Origin of the sequence: Enterobacter sp. WCHEn045836, from assembly GCF_003965585.1 — a bacterium.
In the GTDB taxonomy this organism is placed as follows: Bacteria; Pseudomonadota; Gammaproteobacteria; order Enterobacterales; family Enterobacteriaceae; genus Enterobacter; species Enterobacter dissolvens.
Window position 1 is genome coordinate 274,444 of the sequence record NZ_RXPT01000005.1, and the last position, 16,478, is coordinate 290,921.

The window sequence follows — 16,478 nt, forward strand, 5'->3', positions numbered from 1 at the left end:
GAAAGGGGTCTTAGAAATGTGAAAGCCGCCTTTCGGCGGCTATCTGAAAATGGGGAAAACTACTCCGTGCCGCCTTTAAGAAGGCAGCCACCAGCGGTTTACGGTGAGCACGGCGTGGTTTATGTTCATCTCTTTACCGTACCACGTCCGGCGTGAAAAACAAAAGGGCACGTCATGCTGCAATCACTCAACCATCTGACCCTCGCGGTCAGCGACCTGCAAAAAAGCGTCACTTTCTGGCACGAGCTGCTGGGGCTTGCGCTGCATGCCCGCTGGAATACCGGGGCTTATCTCACCTGCGGCGATCTGTGGGTTTGCCTGTCGTACGACGAGGCGCGCCAGTATGTGCCGCCGCAGGAGAGCGACTATACCCACTACGCGTTTACCGTGTCGGAAGAGGATTTTGAACCGTTCTCGCAAAGGCTTGAGCAGGCGGGCGTTACCGTCTGGAAGCAGAACAAAAGCGAGGGGGCGTCGTTCTATTTTCTCGACCCGGACGGGCACAAGCTGGAGCTGCACGTGGGCAGCCTCGCCGCGCGGCTGGCGGCGTGTCGCGAGAAGCCCTATGCGGGCATGGTGTTTACCTCAGACGAGGCTTGAGGCGCGCACCTTCAGCCTGCCCGCCAGCGTCACGTGCGTGGCGGCATCTTCCTGATCGCACAGGTACTCCACCGCCAGCCGTCCCAGCTCGCTGTAGGGCAGCTGGATACTGGTCAGCGGCGGGGTGAGCTGCTCGGAGATCTTCTGGTCGTCGTAGCCCGCCAGCAGCATGTCCTGCGGGATGCGCACACCGTTCACCGCCAGCGCCTGATAGCAGCCAATCGCCAGCCAGTCGCTGGCGCAGAAGATGGCGTCCGGGCGCTCGGCCAGTTCCAGCAGGGAGGTGGTGGCGGTAAAGGACTCGCTGAACTGCCAGTTGGTCTGGCGCACCAGGCTGTCGTCGCACGCGAGTCCGGCCTGCTGCAGCGCGGCCTGGTAGCCCGCCAGACGCTGGCGGGAGGCCTCCATCCAGCTCTCACCGGTGATGTGGGCGATGCGCGTGGCCCCGCAGGTGATGAGGTGTTTCGTCACCTGGAAGGCGTTAGCATAGTCGTCCGGGATAAACGACGGCAGCAGCGGCGAGCCGGGGTCGCGCTGGTTGAGCAGCACCAGCGGGATGCGGGTGCAGTCCTGGAAGGCCGTCATGTCCACCAGCGTGGTGACCGGAGAGGCGAGAATAATCCCGATGCAGTTGCGCTTCTCCAGCTGGCGGATGATGTTCAGCGCCAGCTCGATGTCGTCGCCGTAGTCGTAGACGGTGAGCAGGGTTTCATTTCGCCACGCCGCTTCCCGCGCCTGGCTGATGGCGTCGATAAACGGGTCGAAGCTCTGCATGGAGCTCACCAGCAGGGCGATCTCTTCCTGGTTGCGCGGGGCGTGAACGGCGGGGAGGCGGTCGTAGCCGAGCTCGGTGGCCACATTAATCACCCGCTGGCGAGTGTCGTCGCTGAGCTTGATGTTGCGGGACTGGTTAAGCACCAGCGATACCGTCGCCTGCGATACCCCTGCCGCCCGCGCAATATCGTTCATCGTCACTTTCGTTTTTCGCTTCATCCGTCCTCTCCCTTTCGCGATTTCGCATCATACCCTAACCGCACGCTTTAGCGCCGTCGATCACGTTTCTCATTCATCGAAGCGTGAACTTTGTGAGGGGCATCGCTTTTCTCAACGCCGTAATTTGCGCATTTATCCTGCAACTAATATTTATTAGCTAAATATTATCAGTGAGAGGACGCGTAATGAAAGAGCAGTGGAGCAGGGAGCAGGCACAGGCGTGGTATGAGCAGAAAGGCTGGCTGTGCGGGTTTAACTACCTGCCGTCGACGGCGGTGAACTGGACCGATATCTGGCAGGAAGAGACCTTCGATGCCGTCACCATCGAGCGCGAGCTGGGCTGGGCGGCGGAGGCGGGCTATAACACCCTGCGCATTAATCTGCCGTTTATCGTCTGGGAGCACGACCGCGACGGGCTGATGGCGCGCATCGATCGCTTTTTGACGATTGCCGACAGTCGCGGGTTCAGCACCATGCTGACCCTTATGGACGACTGCGGCTTCTCCGGCGACGAGCCGTACCTCGGCCCGCAAAAGCCGCCGGTACCGGGCAAGCACAACAGTCAGGCGGCGGCGAGTCCGGGGCGCGACAAGGTGTGCGATCCGGACTGCTGGCCGCAAATTGAACGCTATATCCGCGACGTTGTCCGCCAGTTCCGCGACGATAAGCGCGTGCTGCTGTGGGATCTCTATAACGAGCCGGGCAACCGCGGCATTTTCGCGACGGGCACGCAGGAGGTGCAGTACGACGCGAAGCTGGAGACCTGCGCGCACGAGTTGATGAAGCTGGCGTTCCTGTGGGTGCGTGAAGAAGACCCGACCCAGCCGCTCACCGTCTGCGCGTGGCGTCTGCCGCCGGAAGAGGAGGGCGAGACGTTCTTCCAGCATCCGCTGGACCAGACCGCACTGGCACTCTCGGACGTGGTGAGCTTCCACGCCTACACCCACACCGGCCGCATGATGGCGATTATCCAGCAGTTGCAAAAGCTCGGGCGCCCGCTGTTCTGCACCGAATGGCTGGCGCGCCACGTGGGCAGCACGATGGAAGAGCAGCTTCCGCTGATGTACGCGGTGAAGGTCGCGCCGTATCAGTGGGGGCTGGTGCGCGGCAAAACCCAGACGTGGCTGCCGTGGCCGGTGGTGATGAAGGAGTCCACGGACTACTGCCGCCTCTGGTTCCACGACGTGTTTGAGGAGAACGGCATTCCGTTCTCACGCCGTGAAATCGCCCTGATGCAGCAATTGCGCAAGATCGCCCCGAAAGTCCAGGGCTAATAATATCGACCCGGCGGCCGACCGCCGGGCAACCAGGCAGGCATATAACAATGGCAACGACAATGAAAATACCGTCTCGCGAGTTGTGGTCTTATTTTGGCTATGGTTTAGGTCAGTGTTTTAGCTTTGGTTTAGTGGGCTCGTTTATTAACTATTTTTACACCGACGTGCTGGGGATCTCGGCGCTGGCGGCCAGTACCATCTTCCTGATTGCCCGCGCGTGGGACGCGGTTCACGATCCGCTGTTTGCCAGCATCATGGATACCATTAACAGCCGGTTCGGCAAGTTTCGCCACTTTTTGCTGATTGCGCCGCTGCTGATCACCGGCGTTACGCTGCTGTCGTTCTATAAAATCGAAGCAGACATGACCACCAAAATCCTCTACGCCGGGGTGACGTATATCCTGTGGGGGACGCTGTATGCCATCTCCGATATCCCGTTCTGGTCGATGTCGTCGGTGATGACCAACGACTCCGCCCAGCGCACCCGCGCGGTGACGGCGGCGATGCTTGGGGTGAACGCGGGCATTGCCTGCGCCAACATCTTCTTCCCGAAGCTGGCGGCGTTCTTCGCCCAGTACAGCAATGATAAAGGCTACTTTATGGCGGCGCTGGTGATGATGCTGGTGGGCCTGCCGCTGATGCTCAACGGCTTTATGCAGATCAAAGAGCGCGTGCCGCCGAGCCCGGAAAAGGTGACCATCCGCGACACCTTCCACAACCTGCGCCAGAACAAGCCGCTGTTTATCGTCCTGCTGTCGTTCTTTTTCTGCGTGTTTCACAATGTGGCGGGCGGGCTGTATATCTACTTCTTTATCAACAACCTGGGCGACGGCAGCCTGCAGATGGCGATTGGCGTGATGGGGATTGTGGCGGCGGTGCTGTGCCTGGTCGCCCCGATGCTGACGCGCCGGATGCAGAAGCGGAAGCTGTTTATGATCCTCTGCGGGCTGGACGTGGCGGTGCGCGTGGTGATGTGGTTTGTCGGGTATCAGCAGGTGACGATGCTGTTCATTCTGCTTGGCCTGAGCACGCTGTTCGTGATGATGACCAACATCCTTACCTCGTCAATGATTGCCGACACCATTGAGTACGCGGAGTACCACACTCACAAGCGCTGCGCGGCGATCACCTTCTCCGGGCAGACCTTTACCGGCAAGATGTCGGTGGCAGTGGGCGGTGGGCTCATCGGCGTGTTTCTGACGATGATCGGTTACGTGCCGCAGGCGCAACTTCAGAGCGAAGGCGTGCTGTCGGGGCTGTTCTTCGGGATTTGCCTGCTGCCGGCGATTGGGTCGGTGATCCGCATGGGCTTTATGTCGCGCTTTACCTTTACCGAGGAGAAGCACGCGGAGATTTGTCGGCTGCTGGCGGAGCGGAACGCGTCTGCGAAAGCGCCGGGTGGCGGCTGCGCCTTACCCGGCCTGGAAAAAATTACAACGACTTCACAAACGCCAGCAGATCTTCGTTGAGCTGGTCCTGGTGGGTCAGCGCGAAGCCGTGCGGCGCGTTGTCGTACACCTTCAGCGTGGCGTTTTTGATCATCTCTGCCGCCAGCTTGCCGGTGCTTTCAAACGGCACGATCTGGTCGTTGCTGCCGTGGATCACCAGCGTCGGCACGTCGATTTTCGCCATATCCGGGCGGAAGTCGGTTTCGCCGAACGCGGTCACGCAGTCGATGGTGCCCTTCAGGGATGCCAGCAGGGCGATGTTCAGCGTCTGGGTCAGGGCACCGGCAGAGACGGTCTGCCCGGCATTGATGCCGTAGAACGGGGTGGCGAAGTCGCTGATGAACTGGGCGCGATCTTTACGCAGTCCGTCGCGAATGCCGTCGAATACGCTCTGATCCACACCCTGCGGGAAGGTATCCGATTTGCCGAAGATTGGCGTGACCGCGCCCAGCAGCGCCAGACCGGCGACGCGTGCGCTGCCGTAGTTGTTGATGTAACGGGTCACGTCGCCGCCGCCCATGGAGAAGCCCACCAGCGTGACGTCCTGAAGGTCCAGGGTGGTAATCAGATCGTTGATGTCGGACGCAAAGGTGTCGTAGTCGTAGCCGTTCCACGGCTGATCCGAGCGGCCAAAGCCGCGACGGTCAAAGGCGATGGCGCGGAAGCCGCGCTCGGCCAGGTAGTTCAGCTGGCTGTCCCACATGTCGCCATCCAGCGGCCAGCCGTGGCTGAACAGAACCGGTTTACCCGCGCCGCAATCTTTGTAGTAAATCTGCGTGCCGTCTTTTGCCTTAAACGTTGCCATAGTGTCTTCCTCTACAGGTGATTGTTATGTTTAAACCGGCGCGACCAGATAACGAATAGCCGGTGATGTTGTGCCCTGATGAAAAGCCAGAACGCGGCTCTGCAGCAGGAGGTCATTCATGGTGTGGCGCTCCTGCTGGCGCAGATGCTCAATCCACGAGCCCATCAGGAAGGTCTCGATAAACAGACCGGGGCGCTCAATATCTTCGTATACCGCCCAGCTCATTGCCCCGGCGCGACGGCGTACCCGGCGCAGCTCGTGCACCGCCTGCAAAAACGCTTTCGCGTTGTGCGGCTCGACGATGTACTCGTGCGACACCAGCACCGGGCCGCGCTCGTTCGGCAGGTCGATCTCCACGCCGTCCAGCGGCTGGCCGCTGAGGTCGAGATTTAAATCAGGATCTTTCTCCAGCTTCCAGCGGAACACCGTGGTGCTCGCCAGCACCATCCCCAGCGTGGCGACCACCAGAGAGGTCGGGGTACCAAACTGCGACGCGATCTGCCCCCAGAGGGCGCTGCCTGCGGTCATCGAGCCGAAGAACACCGTCAGATAAACCGCCAGCGCGCGGGCCTTCACCCAGCGTGCGGCACTGCGCTGCGCGCCGAGGTTGAGGGTGGAGAGCACCGCAATCCACGCGAAGCCGGTGAAAAACTCAAACAGGTTCAGCAGCCAGAAGTGGCGCACGAACGCCAGCGCCAGCATGGTAAGAGCAAACGTCAGGCTGGCAGCCACCATCAGCCGATCGGCATTCAACCGCTGGCGCAGACGTGGCAACAGGATCGCCCCGGCAATCGCCCCCAGGCCAATGCACGCCAGCATCACGCCGTAGCCCGCCGGGCCTAAGCCCAGCTCGCGGCGCGCCACCAGCGGCAGCAGGGCCCAGCCCGCGCTGCCGAAAACGAAGAAGGCCACCGTGCGCACCAGCACGTTGCGCAGCACCGGCGCGGCGTGCACGTAACGGATGCCAGAGCGCACCGCCGAGAAGAAGTGCTCCGGCGGCAGACGCTGCACGGATGGAGCCGGACGCCAGCGCCACAGCACCCACGCCACGCCGACCACGGACAGCGCGTTCAGGGCAAACACCATCCACGGCCCGGCCAGCGACAGCAGAAAACCGCCCAGCGCGGGGCCGATGGCCCGGCTGATGTTCACCCCGAGCGAGTTGAGCGCCACGGCGGCACCCAGCTCCGGCTTGCTCACCAGGTCGGGCACCACCGCCTGAAACGGCGGCGAGCTCATCGCAGCACCCACGCTCAGCAGAAACGTTGTTACCAGCAGAACCGCAGGCGTGACGTGGCCGGTGAAGGAGAGCACCGCCAGCCCGGCGGCGGCGATAAATACCCACAGCTGGGAGAAGAGCAGGTATTTACGTCGGTCGACGATGTCCGCCATCACCCCTGAGGGCAGGGCGAAGAGGAACATCGGCAGGCTGCTGGCCGCCTGTACCAGCGCGATATCCAGCGGATCGGCGCTCAGGCTCAGCATGCTCCAGTTGATGCCGACGTCGCTCATCCATGAGCCGACGTTAGAGACCACCGTGGCGATCCACAGCATACGGAACACCGGCTGGCTCAGCGGCTGCCAGGGCGAGACCGTCTGCGCGGGTGTCGGCTCAACGTGTGCGTCGCGAACGTCGTTAACCTGAGTCATGCGAATTTCTCCGTGGCGTTACGCTGCAGCCGCCACTGGCCAGGCCCGGTCAGGGCAAGGGTGGTGAAGATGATCAGCAGCAGCCAGCCAAACTGCCCTTCGGCAATCGACCAGTCCGGGTGCACCGCCAGCATCGCCACCAGCAGCACGGCGATGACCGGCAGGCAGGCCAGGCGGGTGTAAACGCCGACAATGATAAACAGCGGGCAGATCACCTCCGCGACGATCGCCGGGATCAGGCTCATATACGGCCCCAGGCCAAACGGATCTTCGATGCGCGTCAGCTCTTCGCTGAAGTGCAACACCTTCGGCAGGCCATGCACGTACAGCAGCAGCAGGCTGCCGGTGAGGCGCAGGAAGAACAGCCCCAGGTCGACCCGGGGCGGAGCAATGGTATTTTTCATCAGAATGCAAAGCAGCTGCAGCCCAGCGCCCCCCAGAAAGCGTTATCGTCGGACACCGGCATCTCTGACGTGCGCGCAAAGTCATGCTGGTGGCTGTGAACCCCGCACGGGCCGCTGCAGTGGTGAACCACACTCATGCCGACGCGTGTGGCCTGTGGCGGTGCGCTGCGGTAGTGGCCAGGGACTTTTACCACCGGTGACCACTCGGGCAGAACCGGAATGGCTGGCGGGGCCAGCGGGCCAAAGGTACCTGCGGCGTAAACGATATCGCCGTTGACCACGGTGAGGACGGATTCGATGCCTTTGATCTCCTCTTCCGGCACGCGGAAGTAGTCTTTGCTCAGCACGGCCAGGTCGGCGAGCTGGCCGACTTTGATCTGCCCTTTCTGATTTTGCTCGCTGGAGAACCACGCGCTGCCCTGGGTCCAGAGCATCAGGGCGGTGTCGCGATCCAGACGGGCGCTGTGATCGTACATCTGCATCCCGCCGACGGTACGGCCGGAGACCAGCCAGTAGAGGGCGGTCCACGGGTTGTAGCTCGCCACGCGGGTGGCATCGGTGCCTAAGCCCACCGGTACGCCGGTCTCGAGCATTTTTGCCACCGGTGGCGTATGGCGGGTGGCTTCAATGCCGTAACGCTCGGCAAAGTATTCGCCCTGGAAGGCCATGCGGTGCTGCACGGCAATGCCGCCGCCGAGCGCTTTGATGCGGTTGATGTTGGCATGAGTGACCGTTTCCGCGTGATCGAAGAACCAGTGCAGACCGTTGAACGGAATGTCGCGGTTCACCTTCTCGAACACGTCCAGCATGCGGCTGATGGATTCGTTGTAGGTGGCGTGCAGGCGGAACGGCCAGCGGTGCTCTACCAGATGGCGCACCACGCGCTCCAGCTCATCCTCCATGCCCGGCGCGAGGTCCGGGCGCGGCTCGAGGAAGTCTTCAAAATCGGCGGCGGAGAAGACCAGCATTTCGCCCGCGCCGTTGTGGCGGAAGAAGTCGCTGCCCTGGCCCGGCGTGAGCATGTCGGTCCATTTTTCAAAGTCTTCCAGCTCGTGGCCCGGACGCTGGGTAAAGAGGTTGTAGGCGATGCGGACGGTCATCTGCTTTTTCTCGTGCAGCTCGGCAATCACCTCGTAATCTTCCGGGTAGTTCTGGAAGCCGCCGCCCGCGTCGATGGCGCTGGTCAGCCCCAGGCGGTTCAGCTCGCGCATGAACTGGCGGGTGGAGTTGACCTGCTGCTCCAGCGGCAGCTTCGGCCCTTTGGCCAGCGTGGCGTAGAGGATCATGGCGTTAGGGCGGGCGATCAGCATCCCGGTCGGGTTGCCGTTGGCGTCGCGCTGGATCTCACCGCCCGGCGGGTTCGGCGTGTCTTTGATATAGCCCACCACCTTCAGCGCTGCGCGGTTGAGCAGGGCGCGGTCGTAGAGGTGCAGGATGAAGACCGGGGTATCCGGCGCGGCGTCGTTGATCTCATCCAGAGTTGGCATGCGGCGCTCGGCAAACTGAAACTCGGTCCAGCCGCCCACCACGCGCACCCACTGGGGCGAGGGCGTGCGCAGGGCCTGCTCTTTCAGCATCCGCAGGGCATCGGCCAGAGACGGCACGCCTTCCCAGCGCAGCTCGAGGTTGTAGTTCAGCCCGCCGCGAATGAGGTGCAGGTGGGAGTCGTTCAGGCCGGGGATGGCGGTGTGGCCTTTTAAATCCACCACTTTAGTGCCGTCGCAGTGGTGTTGCATCACCTCGGCGACGGTACCCACTTCCAGAAATTTTCCGTCGCGCACGGCGACGGCTTCCGCCACAGGATTCTCGCGATCGACGGTGTGAAACTGGCCATTAACCAGAATGAGCTCGGCTTTTCCAGGGGTAACCATAACTGCTCCTGACTGAGAGGGGAATGGTCAGGATTATGGGAACCGGTTTCGGCAAAGATCCAGTTATACAATAGGATAGGTATACCAAAGTATAACTATACCTAAGGTTAACTATACGAAGAGATAATTACGCACAGGGACGGAAAACCGCAGGATGAGGGTGACTTTATCGTCGTGGCACTCACGGCGATTTCACCCTTAACCACTGGAAAATGCTATGACCACTTCAAAGCTCGAAGTTTTAACCCCTGCGAACTGTCAGATTATTTTCATCGACCACCAGCCACAGATGGCGTTTGGCGTGCAGTCTATTGACCGCCAGGTGCTGAAAAACAACACCGTGGCGCTGGCGAAAGCGGCCAAAGTGTTCAACATCCCGACCATCATCACCACCGTAGAGACCGAAAGCTTCTCCGGTAACACCTACCCGGAGCTGCTGGACGTGTTCCCGGGCCAGGACATCCTGGAGCGTACCTCCATGAACTCCTGGGATGACCAGAAAGTGCGTGACGCGCTGAAAGCCAACGGCAAGAAGAAGGTGGTGGTTGCCGGTCTGTGGACCGAAGTGTGCAACAACAGCTTTGCCCTGTGCGCGATGCTGGAAGGCGATTACGAGATCTATATGGTGGCGGACGCCTCCGGTGGTACCTCAAAAGAAGCCCACGACTTCGCCATGCAGCGCATGATCCAGGCGGGCGTGATCCCGGTGACCTGGCAGCAGGTGATGCTGGAGTGGCAGCGTGACTGGGCGCGTAAAGAGACCTACACCGCGGTGATGGACATCGTGCGTGAGCACTCCGGCGCGTACGGCATGGGCGTCGATTACGCTTACACCATGGTGCACAAAGCACCGTCTCGCCAGAAGAGCGAGCACCGTACCTTAGCGCCAGTTCCGGCCCGCTAAGTCCCGGCGGCAGGCTGGTCCCTCATCCGGCCTGCCACTGACTGCTTTCTGGAGTTCTCTATGAGTACAGGGTTGATATCCCTTGCGGCAGGCGTGTTGATCGGCCTGATGTATGCCGCGCTGAAGGTACGCTCTCCCGCGCCGCCTGCGCTGGCGCTGATTGGTCTGCTGGGGATGCTGGCCGGGGAGCAGGCGACGCGCCATCTGTTAGCCCGCGACAGCGTAGCCAGTGTTCCGGTAGTGGTTCACCATCCGGCAGGAGAGTCGTCATGAAGGCCTGGATAATTTCGCTGGTGTGCGGCGTAGTGGCTGGGGTAATTTACGCTCTGCTCGATGTCCATTCTCCGGCACCGCCGGTTGTCGCCCTGCTTGGCCTGTTTGGTATGCTGGTCGGCGAACAGTTGATCCCGGTGGGACGTCGGCTGATGAGTCGCGAACCGCTGACCCTTGCCTGGTTTCGTCACGAATGTGTGCCGAAAATCAGCGGCACGGCGCCTCCCGCGCCTGCGAAGGAAAATCGCGACGTTTAATGATTTGTTTGAGGAAAGACCGCATGACGCTGCCGTGGCGCATTGCCATCATTGATGACGAACGTTCTGTCCGCAGCGGGCTGAGTAACCTCCTGGAGTCGGAAGGGTATGCGACCCATGCCTTTGATTCGGCAGAGGTGTTTCTGAGCCACCCTTTCGCGCTGCCGAATGCGGCCCTGGTGATCACCGATATCAAGCTGCGGGGCATGAGTGGCCTGGAGCTGTTCGAAAAGCTGCGGCTGCTGGCCGCACCGCCACCGCCCGTGCTCTTTATCTCCGGTCATGCTGATGAAAATATGCAGCGGTACGCCCTTAGCCTGGGCGCCGCTGCATTTTTGCGTAAGCCCATTAACATCGATATTCTGCTGGATCATATTCAGCGGGAGCTGGCCCGCCGACAATAAGGATCGCGGATGAACGAAAACGAGCTGCCTGCATTCTGGCCCGCCCAGGGAAATCTCCATGATGGGCGGGTTTTTGTCCTGAAAGAGGATGTGATTTTTACCGTGCTGGCGCAGGAGGGCGGGATCTCCTGGATGAATGCGCGACATCCCCATTCTGGCGGCTCCTTTATCATTGCCACCGCGGTCAGCGACGAAGAGGAAGAGCGGGCCACCCGGCTGCTCAAAAATGAGTTCGCGTTGCGCGATCACCTGCAGGACAACTGGGCCATCCGCGCCGTGGCCTCCACCCAGTACCGGGGGCGTTTTGCGCTGGTCTATGCGCCGTTTTCGTTTGAGCTGCTGGCGCGACGCGCGGGCAGGGCGATCTCCGGGATCGCGCGGTTTATCGAGCTGGCGATCCAGATCTGCGCGCCGCTGCGCCAGATGCATCTGCAAAACCTGATTCATGGCGATATCAAACCCGGCAATATCTTCGTTCATCACGATGCCACCTGCCGTCTGGGCAGCTTTGGCCTTTCATGCAGTATCTCCGGGGCCTTTTCCCAGACCCGGCTGGCCGTCTCTGGCGGAACGCCCGCCTATATGTCGCCGGAGCACACTACCCGCACACAGCGGGCCGTCGATTGCCGTAGCGATCTCTACAGCCTCGGCATTGTGCTTTATGAGCTTTTGACCGGACGCCTGCCGTTTGAGCTGGGCGCGGACGAGCAGACCAACTGGGCGCATTACCACATTGCTTCTGAGCCACTTTCTCCTGACGTGATGCGTCCGGATGTGCCCGGCATGCTGTCAACCATCATCCTCAAGCTGCTGGAGAAGAATCCCGATAACCGCTACCAGACCGTCGACGGGCTGATTGCCGATCTACGACGCTGTCAGGCAACGTTAACCTCGGAGGGGGAAATCGTCGCCTTTACGCCCGGCCAGCAGGACCGGACGCCGGCGATCCATCTGGCGGACTCTCTCTTTGCGGCGCATCCGCAGGCAAACGACGTGATCGCCGCGTTTGAGCGGGTGGCGCAGAATATGGTTCCGGAGCTGGTGACGATCGGCGGGCCCTCGGGGATCGGTAAATCGTCGATCATTGCGACGGCGCTAAAAACGCTGCAGCAGCGCAAGGTGCTGCTGGCAGTGGGTAAAGTGGATCAGTTCTCCCCGACGTTACCCTACGGTGTATTAAGCTCGGCGTTTCGCACCCTGACGCTGCACCTGCTCGGGCTGCCCGCGGAAGAGGTGGCGAAGTGGAAAATCCGTCTCTCACGCGCCCTGGAGGGGTATGAGGAGCTGGCCGTCAGCCTGGTGCCGGAACTGGGTCTGCTGCTGGAGAGTAAACCCCGCTTCTCGGCAGATACCTTTTCCATCGATGCCCGGGCGCGCTTCAGCCATATGGTACTGGCGCTGGTGAAGACCTTTGCCTCTCAGGGCTGTCCTTTGGTCTTGCTGCTTGACGATCTCCAGTGGAGCGACGCCGCCAGCCTGCAAACGCTGAAGCACCTGCTGGTGACCTGCGGTGCCATCCCGCTGCTGGTGGTGGTGGCGCACCGGGACATCGCGTCGTTATCCGACCCGACGCTACAGCAGCAGCTCGCGAGCCTGCCGGCGTCGGCGCAAAACACCATCGAGGTTATTCCGCAGTCGCTGACGGTGAAGGCGGTAGCACGCTGGCTGGGCACGCTATTTCGCGTCCGCAGCGCCACGACCACCGATCTCGCCACGCTGATCCACGAGAAAACCGGCGGTAACCCGCTGTTCGTGCATGAGTTTTTCCGCCGCATTGTTGATGACGGTCTGGTGGTCCACAACAAGTACCAGGATAAATGGCAGTACGATCTGCAGGCGATCCGAGCCCGGCATTACACCGAAAACGTCGTCACCCTGGTGCTGGAAAAGCTCGAAGATATGCCCGACGAAACGCGTCGACTGCTGGGCAGCATCGCCTGTCTTGGCGGCACGGGCGAGCTGGAGATGCTGTGCCGGGTGGTCGGGATGTCGGTGGCGGAAATCCGTTACGCGCTGCACCCGGCGGTGATGGCGCAGCTGATTGTGCTGACGGAAAAAGAGTACGCCTTTACCCACGACAGGGTGCAGGAAGTCGCCTTTGCGCTGCTGGACCCGGGTGAAAAAAGCCACCTGCACCTGACCACCGCCAGCCTGCTGGCCGAGGCCGCGCGCCAGGCGGCGGGGAACGAACTGCTGTTCCGCGCCGTGCACCACGTGACGGCCGCGCTGGACAGCATCCAGCCCGCTCCGCAGCGGCAGATGTTCCGCGAACTCAGCCTGCTGGCCGCACGGCGGGCGAAGCGCACGGGCGATTATCATTCGGCACTGAGCTACATACAGACCGCCAGGGCGTTGGGCAATACCGGGACGGTGTCTGACTTTATGCTCGACATCGAAGAGGCGGGCTGTGAATTTGCGCTCGGCCACCTGGAGCGTACCCGAGAACTGTGTGATTTGATCCTCGGCTGCCCCGGCGGTCTGACCGAAAAAGCGCTGGCGGCTAACCTGCTGGTGGAAGTGTATATCCGAAAGTCCGACAGCCGTCTGGCGCTGGAGGCGGCGCTGTGCTGGCTGGGGATTTTTGGTATCCAGATCAGCCACTACCCGGAAGACAATGAATGCGACGAGGCCTGGGAACAGTTCTGCAACCGCGCGGGTGACGCGCCGCACCCTCTTTTTGTTCAGCTCTCGCAGATGGACAACCCCGAAACCGAAGCGGTGATGAATCTGCTCTACAGTGCCAGCATTTGCGCCAGCTTTATCTGTCCGCGCCTGCACTTTTTGCTGCTCTGCCGCATGATGCATCTGACCCTCGACCACGGTATCACCGGCGCCTCCACCACGGCGATGGCCTGGTTTGGGGTGTTGATTGGTCAACGCTACGCCGAGTATCGCCTTGGGTTCCAGTACGGCACGCTGGCCCGCGAGCTGGTAAACCGTCACGGCTACGATGCCTTTGAAGCCAAAACCCTGCTGCCGCTCGATCAGCTCAGCGTCTGGACCCAGCCGCTGTCGTTCACCATTGAGTGCGCCAAGGCCTGTTTTACCGCCGCCGTCACCCACGGTGACATGACGGTGGCCTGCTTTGCGGCCTGCCACCAGGTGATCAACTTCCTCTCGCGGGGCGATCATCTGGACGGGGTGCTGACCAGCATCGATCGCGGTCTGGCCTTTGTCCGCAAAACCCACTTCCAGGACATCGAAACGATTTTGATGCTCCAGCGCGGCTATGTTGAGTTTCTGCGTACGCCGGTGATCGGCACCTGGAGCGCCACGCAGGTGCTGCCTGAAGCGATGCTGCCGGCGGCGCCTGAGCAGGCCCCGGAGCAGACCTCGACCATGCTGTTCTGGTACTGGCTGTACCGCGGGATGGCGCACTTTACCTGCGGGGAGTATGCCGCCGCGCAGAGGGAACTGGAGCAGGCGGGCTGGTTCGCGTGGTCTGCGCCCGGCCATATTCACCTGCTGGATTACCATCTCTACAGCGCCCTGTCGCTTTCCAGACAGCTGACGCCGGAGACCTTCTCGGCGGATCACCGGCGCAGTATTCACGCCCATTACGACAAAATTGCCCTCTGGGCGCGGATTAATCCGGGCACGTTTGCCGACAAAGAAGCGCTGATTTACGCCGAAATCGTGCGTCTGGACGGGATGAACAGCATTGCGCTTGAGCAGTATGAGAAAGCGGTGCGCCTCTCGCGGGAGGGCGGTTTTAATCCCCTGAATGCCCTGGCCCACGAGCTGGCGGGACGCTTTGCTCTTGCCTGCGGCTACCCGACGGCCTCGGACGCTCACTTCCGGGGGGCGATAGCCGCCTGGGGTCGCGCCGGCGCACAGGCCAAAGTGCGCCAGCTTGAGCAGGATTTCCCGCATCTTCTGAGCTCCGCGCAGGCCAGCGCCTACGACACGGTGGCTTTCGCACAGAATGAAGTGATCCGCGATCTGCAAAGCGTGATCAAGGCGTCACGCGCGCTGTCTGAAGAAATTAACCTTGAGCGGTTGATCGAAAACCTGATGACGCTGTTGCTTGAACGGGCCGGGGCGCAGCGCGGCCTGCTGCTGCGCGTGAGCGACAACCATATTCCGGAGATCGAGGCCAGCGCGTGGACCAGTACCGACGGCGTGCGGGTGCGGATCCTGAAAGAGGTCCCGATGGCGACCGATATGCCGCTGTCGGTGCTGGCGGCGGTGATCCGCACCGGGCAGGAGATCCGCACCGGCAAGCCGGAAGAGTTCCACCCCTTCAGTCAGGATCCTTATCTTGTGACCTCGGGGGCGGCCGTGATGTGCGTCCCGATGTTCAAACAGGCGCGGCTGGTGGGCGTGCTCTACCTCGAAAACCGCCTGATGCCGGAGGTCTTTACCGCCGAGCACTCCCGCGTGGTGAGCCTGCTGGGGGCGCAGGCGGCGGTCTCGCTGGAGACGGCACGTCTTTATGCCGAACTGCTGGCGGAAAACATCCAGCGTCGCCGCGTGGAGAAAGAGCTGCGATCCAGCCAGACCTCGCTGATGCTGGGCGAGCAAATCAGCCACACCGGCAGCTGGCGCTGGGAGCTGGAGCAGGATCTGATGTTTATCTCTGAGGAGTACGCCCGCATCCTCGGCCTGCCTGAACAGCAAAAAATGATCTCGATGGCCGAGTTTCTGACCTTTGTGCATCAGGACGATTACGCCCGGATCAGCGCCATTGTCACCCAAAGCGTAGGTGAAGGGCTCTCCATGCGGGCGGAGTTCCGCATCAACCGTACCGATGGCTCAATCCGCTATATTCTCGGCATTGGCGATCCGGTGGGCGTGGGCAGCGAGGTGAATGAGTATTACGGCATCATCACCGACATCACCAGCCAGCGTGCGGCGGAGGATGCGATGCGGGTGGCGCAGGCAGATCTGGCGCGCGTTTCCCGGGCCACCACCGTCGGGCAACTGACCTCCTCCATCGCCCATGAGATCAACCAGCCGCTGATGTCGATCGTCTCCAACGCCGGGGCGAGCCTGCGCTGGCTCAGCCGGGAGCCTGCCCGGCTGGATAAAGTGCGGGAAGGGCTGGAGGAGATCGCCGCTGAAGGCGCGCGGGCGGGGGAGATCATCCGCAGCATTCAGTCTCTGACGCGTAAGCAGGATCCAACCTTCTCACGCATCGATCTGCACTACCTGATCCACCATATCATCGCACTCTCGCGCAGCGAGCTTGAGCAGCGACACATTAGCGTTGATTATCTGTTGAAGGCCAGTGACAGCTTTATCACCGGCGATAGCGTGCAGATCCAGCAGGTATTGCTCAACCTGGTGATGAATGCAGTAGAGGCGATGGCCGAGGTGAAAGATCGCCCTTGCACCATCACCATTACCACCAGCAACGCGGAAGGGAGGGTGCTGGTTGAGATAGCCGATACCGGCAGCGGCATTGAGCCTGAGCGGCTGGAGAAGATTTTTGACTCGTTCTATTCCACCAAAGCGCAGGGCATGGGGATGGGGCTGACCATCAGTGCCAGCATCATTGAGCGGCACTGCGGGAAACTGAGCGCGCGCCGCCGGGAGCCGCACGGCACCGTCTTTGCCTTTGCGCTGCCGCTTGCGGCACAGGAAGGGTAA

13 protein-coding genes are annotated in these 16,478 nt (G+C 61.4%); 8 read left to right on the forward strand and 5 right to left on the reverse strand.

Features of this window, described 5'->3' with window-relative positions; all coding sequences use genetic code 11:
- Positions 1 to 174: 174 nt before the first annotated feature.
- Entirely contained in the window at positions 175 to 600 is a 426-nt protein-coding gene (gene fosA / locus EKN38_RS09050; protein ID WP_014830489.1) for a FosA/FosA2 family fosfomycin resistance glutathione transferase, read from the forward strand.
- Here fosA and EKN38_RS09055 read toward each other — a convergent pair.
- Positions 586 to 1,593, reverse strand: a complete 1,008-nt coding sequence (locus EKN38_RS09055; protein WP_126522003.1) for a LacI family DNA-binding transcriptional regulator — start codon at positions 1,591 to 1,593, stop codon at positions 586 to 588. The two genes, fosA and EKN38_RS09055, sit on opposite strands and share 15 nt — an antisense overlap.
- Before the next feature lie 185 nt (positions 1,594 to 1,778).
- On the opposite strand from EKN38_RS09055, the gene EKN38_RS09060 reads away from it, so the two are divergent.
- A complete protein-coding gene (locus EKN38_RS09060) occupies positions 1,779 to 2,867 on the forward strand; it encodes a cellulase family glycosylhydrolase (protein ID WP_014830491.1) in 1,089 nt (362 codons plus the stop codon).
- Positions 2,868 to 2,917: 50 nt separating this feature from the next.
- Positions 2,918 to 4,339 (forward strand): MFS transporter, encoded by a 1,422-nt coding sequence (locus EKN38_RS09065; RefSeq protein ID WP_043951561.1) that lies wholly within the window; start codon positions 2,918 to 2,920, stop codon positions 4,337 to 4,339.
- Here EKN38_RS09065 and EKN38_RS09070 read toward each other — a convergent pair.
- From EKN38_RS09070 to EKN38_RS09085, 4 genes are read right to left on the reverse strand one after another with little or no spacing between them, the layout of a single operon-like run.
- On the reverse strand, positions 4,302 to 5,123 hold the full coding sequence (locus EKN38_RS09070; RefSeq protein WP_014830493.1) for an alpha/beta fold hydrolase: 822 nt from the start codon (positions 5,121 to 5,123) through the stop codon (positions 4,302 to 4,304). The genes EKN38_RS09065 and EKN38_RS09070 overlap by 38 nt on opposite strands.
- A gap of 30 nt (positions 5,124 to 5,153) precedes the next feature.
- Positions 5,154 to 6,773: an MFS transporter gene (locus EKN38_RS09075; RefSeq protein ID WP_014830494.1), complete on the reverse strand. Its 1,620-nt coding sequence runs from the start codon at positions 6,771 to 6,773 to the stop codon at positions 5,154 to 5,156.
- Entirely contained in the window at positions 6,770 to 7,177 is a 408-nt protein-coding gene (locus EKN38_RS09080) for a DoxX family protein (protein ID WP_014830495.1), read from the reverse strand. The genes EKN38_RS09075 and EKN38_RS09080 overlap by 4 nt, the downstream gene beginning before the upstream one ends.
- Positions 7,177 to 9,048 (reverse strand): amidohydrolase, encoded by a 1,872-nt coding sequence (locus tag EKN38_RS09085; RefSeq protein ID WP_126522005.1) that lies wholly within the window; start codon positions 9,046 to 9,048, stop codon positions 7,177 to 7,179. The genes EKN38_RS09080 and EKN38_RS09085 overlap by 1 nt, the downstream gene beginning before the upstream one ends.
- Positions 9,049 to 9,265: 217 nt before the next feature.
- Here EKN38_RS09085 and EKN38_RS09090 point away from each other — a divergent pair, with 217 nt between their 5' ends.
- The 5 genes from EKN38_RS09090 to EKN38_RS09110 are packed head-to-tail and all read left to right on the forward strand — an operon-like array spanning position 9,266 to position 16,478.
- Positions 9,266 to 9,952 (forward strand): hydrolase, encoded by a 687-nt coding sequence (locus EKN38_RS09090; protein ID WP_003863053.1) that lies wholly within the window; start codon positions 9,266 to 9,268, stop codon positions 9,950 to 9,952.
- 60 nt (positions 9,953 to 10,012) lie between these two features.
- Complete coding sequence (locus EKN38_RS09095) at positions 10,013 to 10,225, forward strand: DUF1427 family protein (RefSeq protein ID WP_014830498.1); 213 nt, start codon at positions 10,013 to 10,015, stop codon at positions 10,223 to 10,225.
- Positions 10,222 to 10,482: a XapX domain-containing protein gene (locus EKN38_RS09100; protein WP_014830499.1), complete on the forward strand. Its 261-nt coding sequence runs from the start codon at positions 10,222 to 10,224 to the stop codon at positions 10,480 to 10,482. The genes EKN38_RS09095 and EKN38_RS09100 overlap by 4 nt, the downstream gene beginning before the upstream one ends.
- A 23-nt stretch (positions 10,483 to 10,505) precedes the next feature.
- Positions 10,506 to 10,886 carry a response regulator transcription factor gene (locus EKN38_RS09105; protein WP_014830500.1) on the forward strand — a complete coding sequence of 127 codons (381 nt, stop codon included), beginning with the start codon at positions 10,506 to 10,508 and terminating at the stop codon, positions 10,884 to 10,886.
- A gap of 9 nt (positions 10,887 to 10,895) precedes the next feature.
- Positions 10,896 to 16,478 (forward strand): ATP-binding protein, encoded by a 5,583-nt coding sequence (locus EKN38_RS09110; protein ID WP_126522007.1) that lies wholly within the window; start codon positions 10,896 to 10,898, stop codon positions 16,476 to 16,478.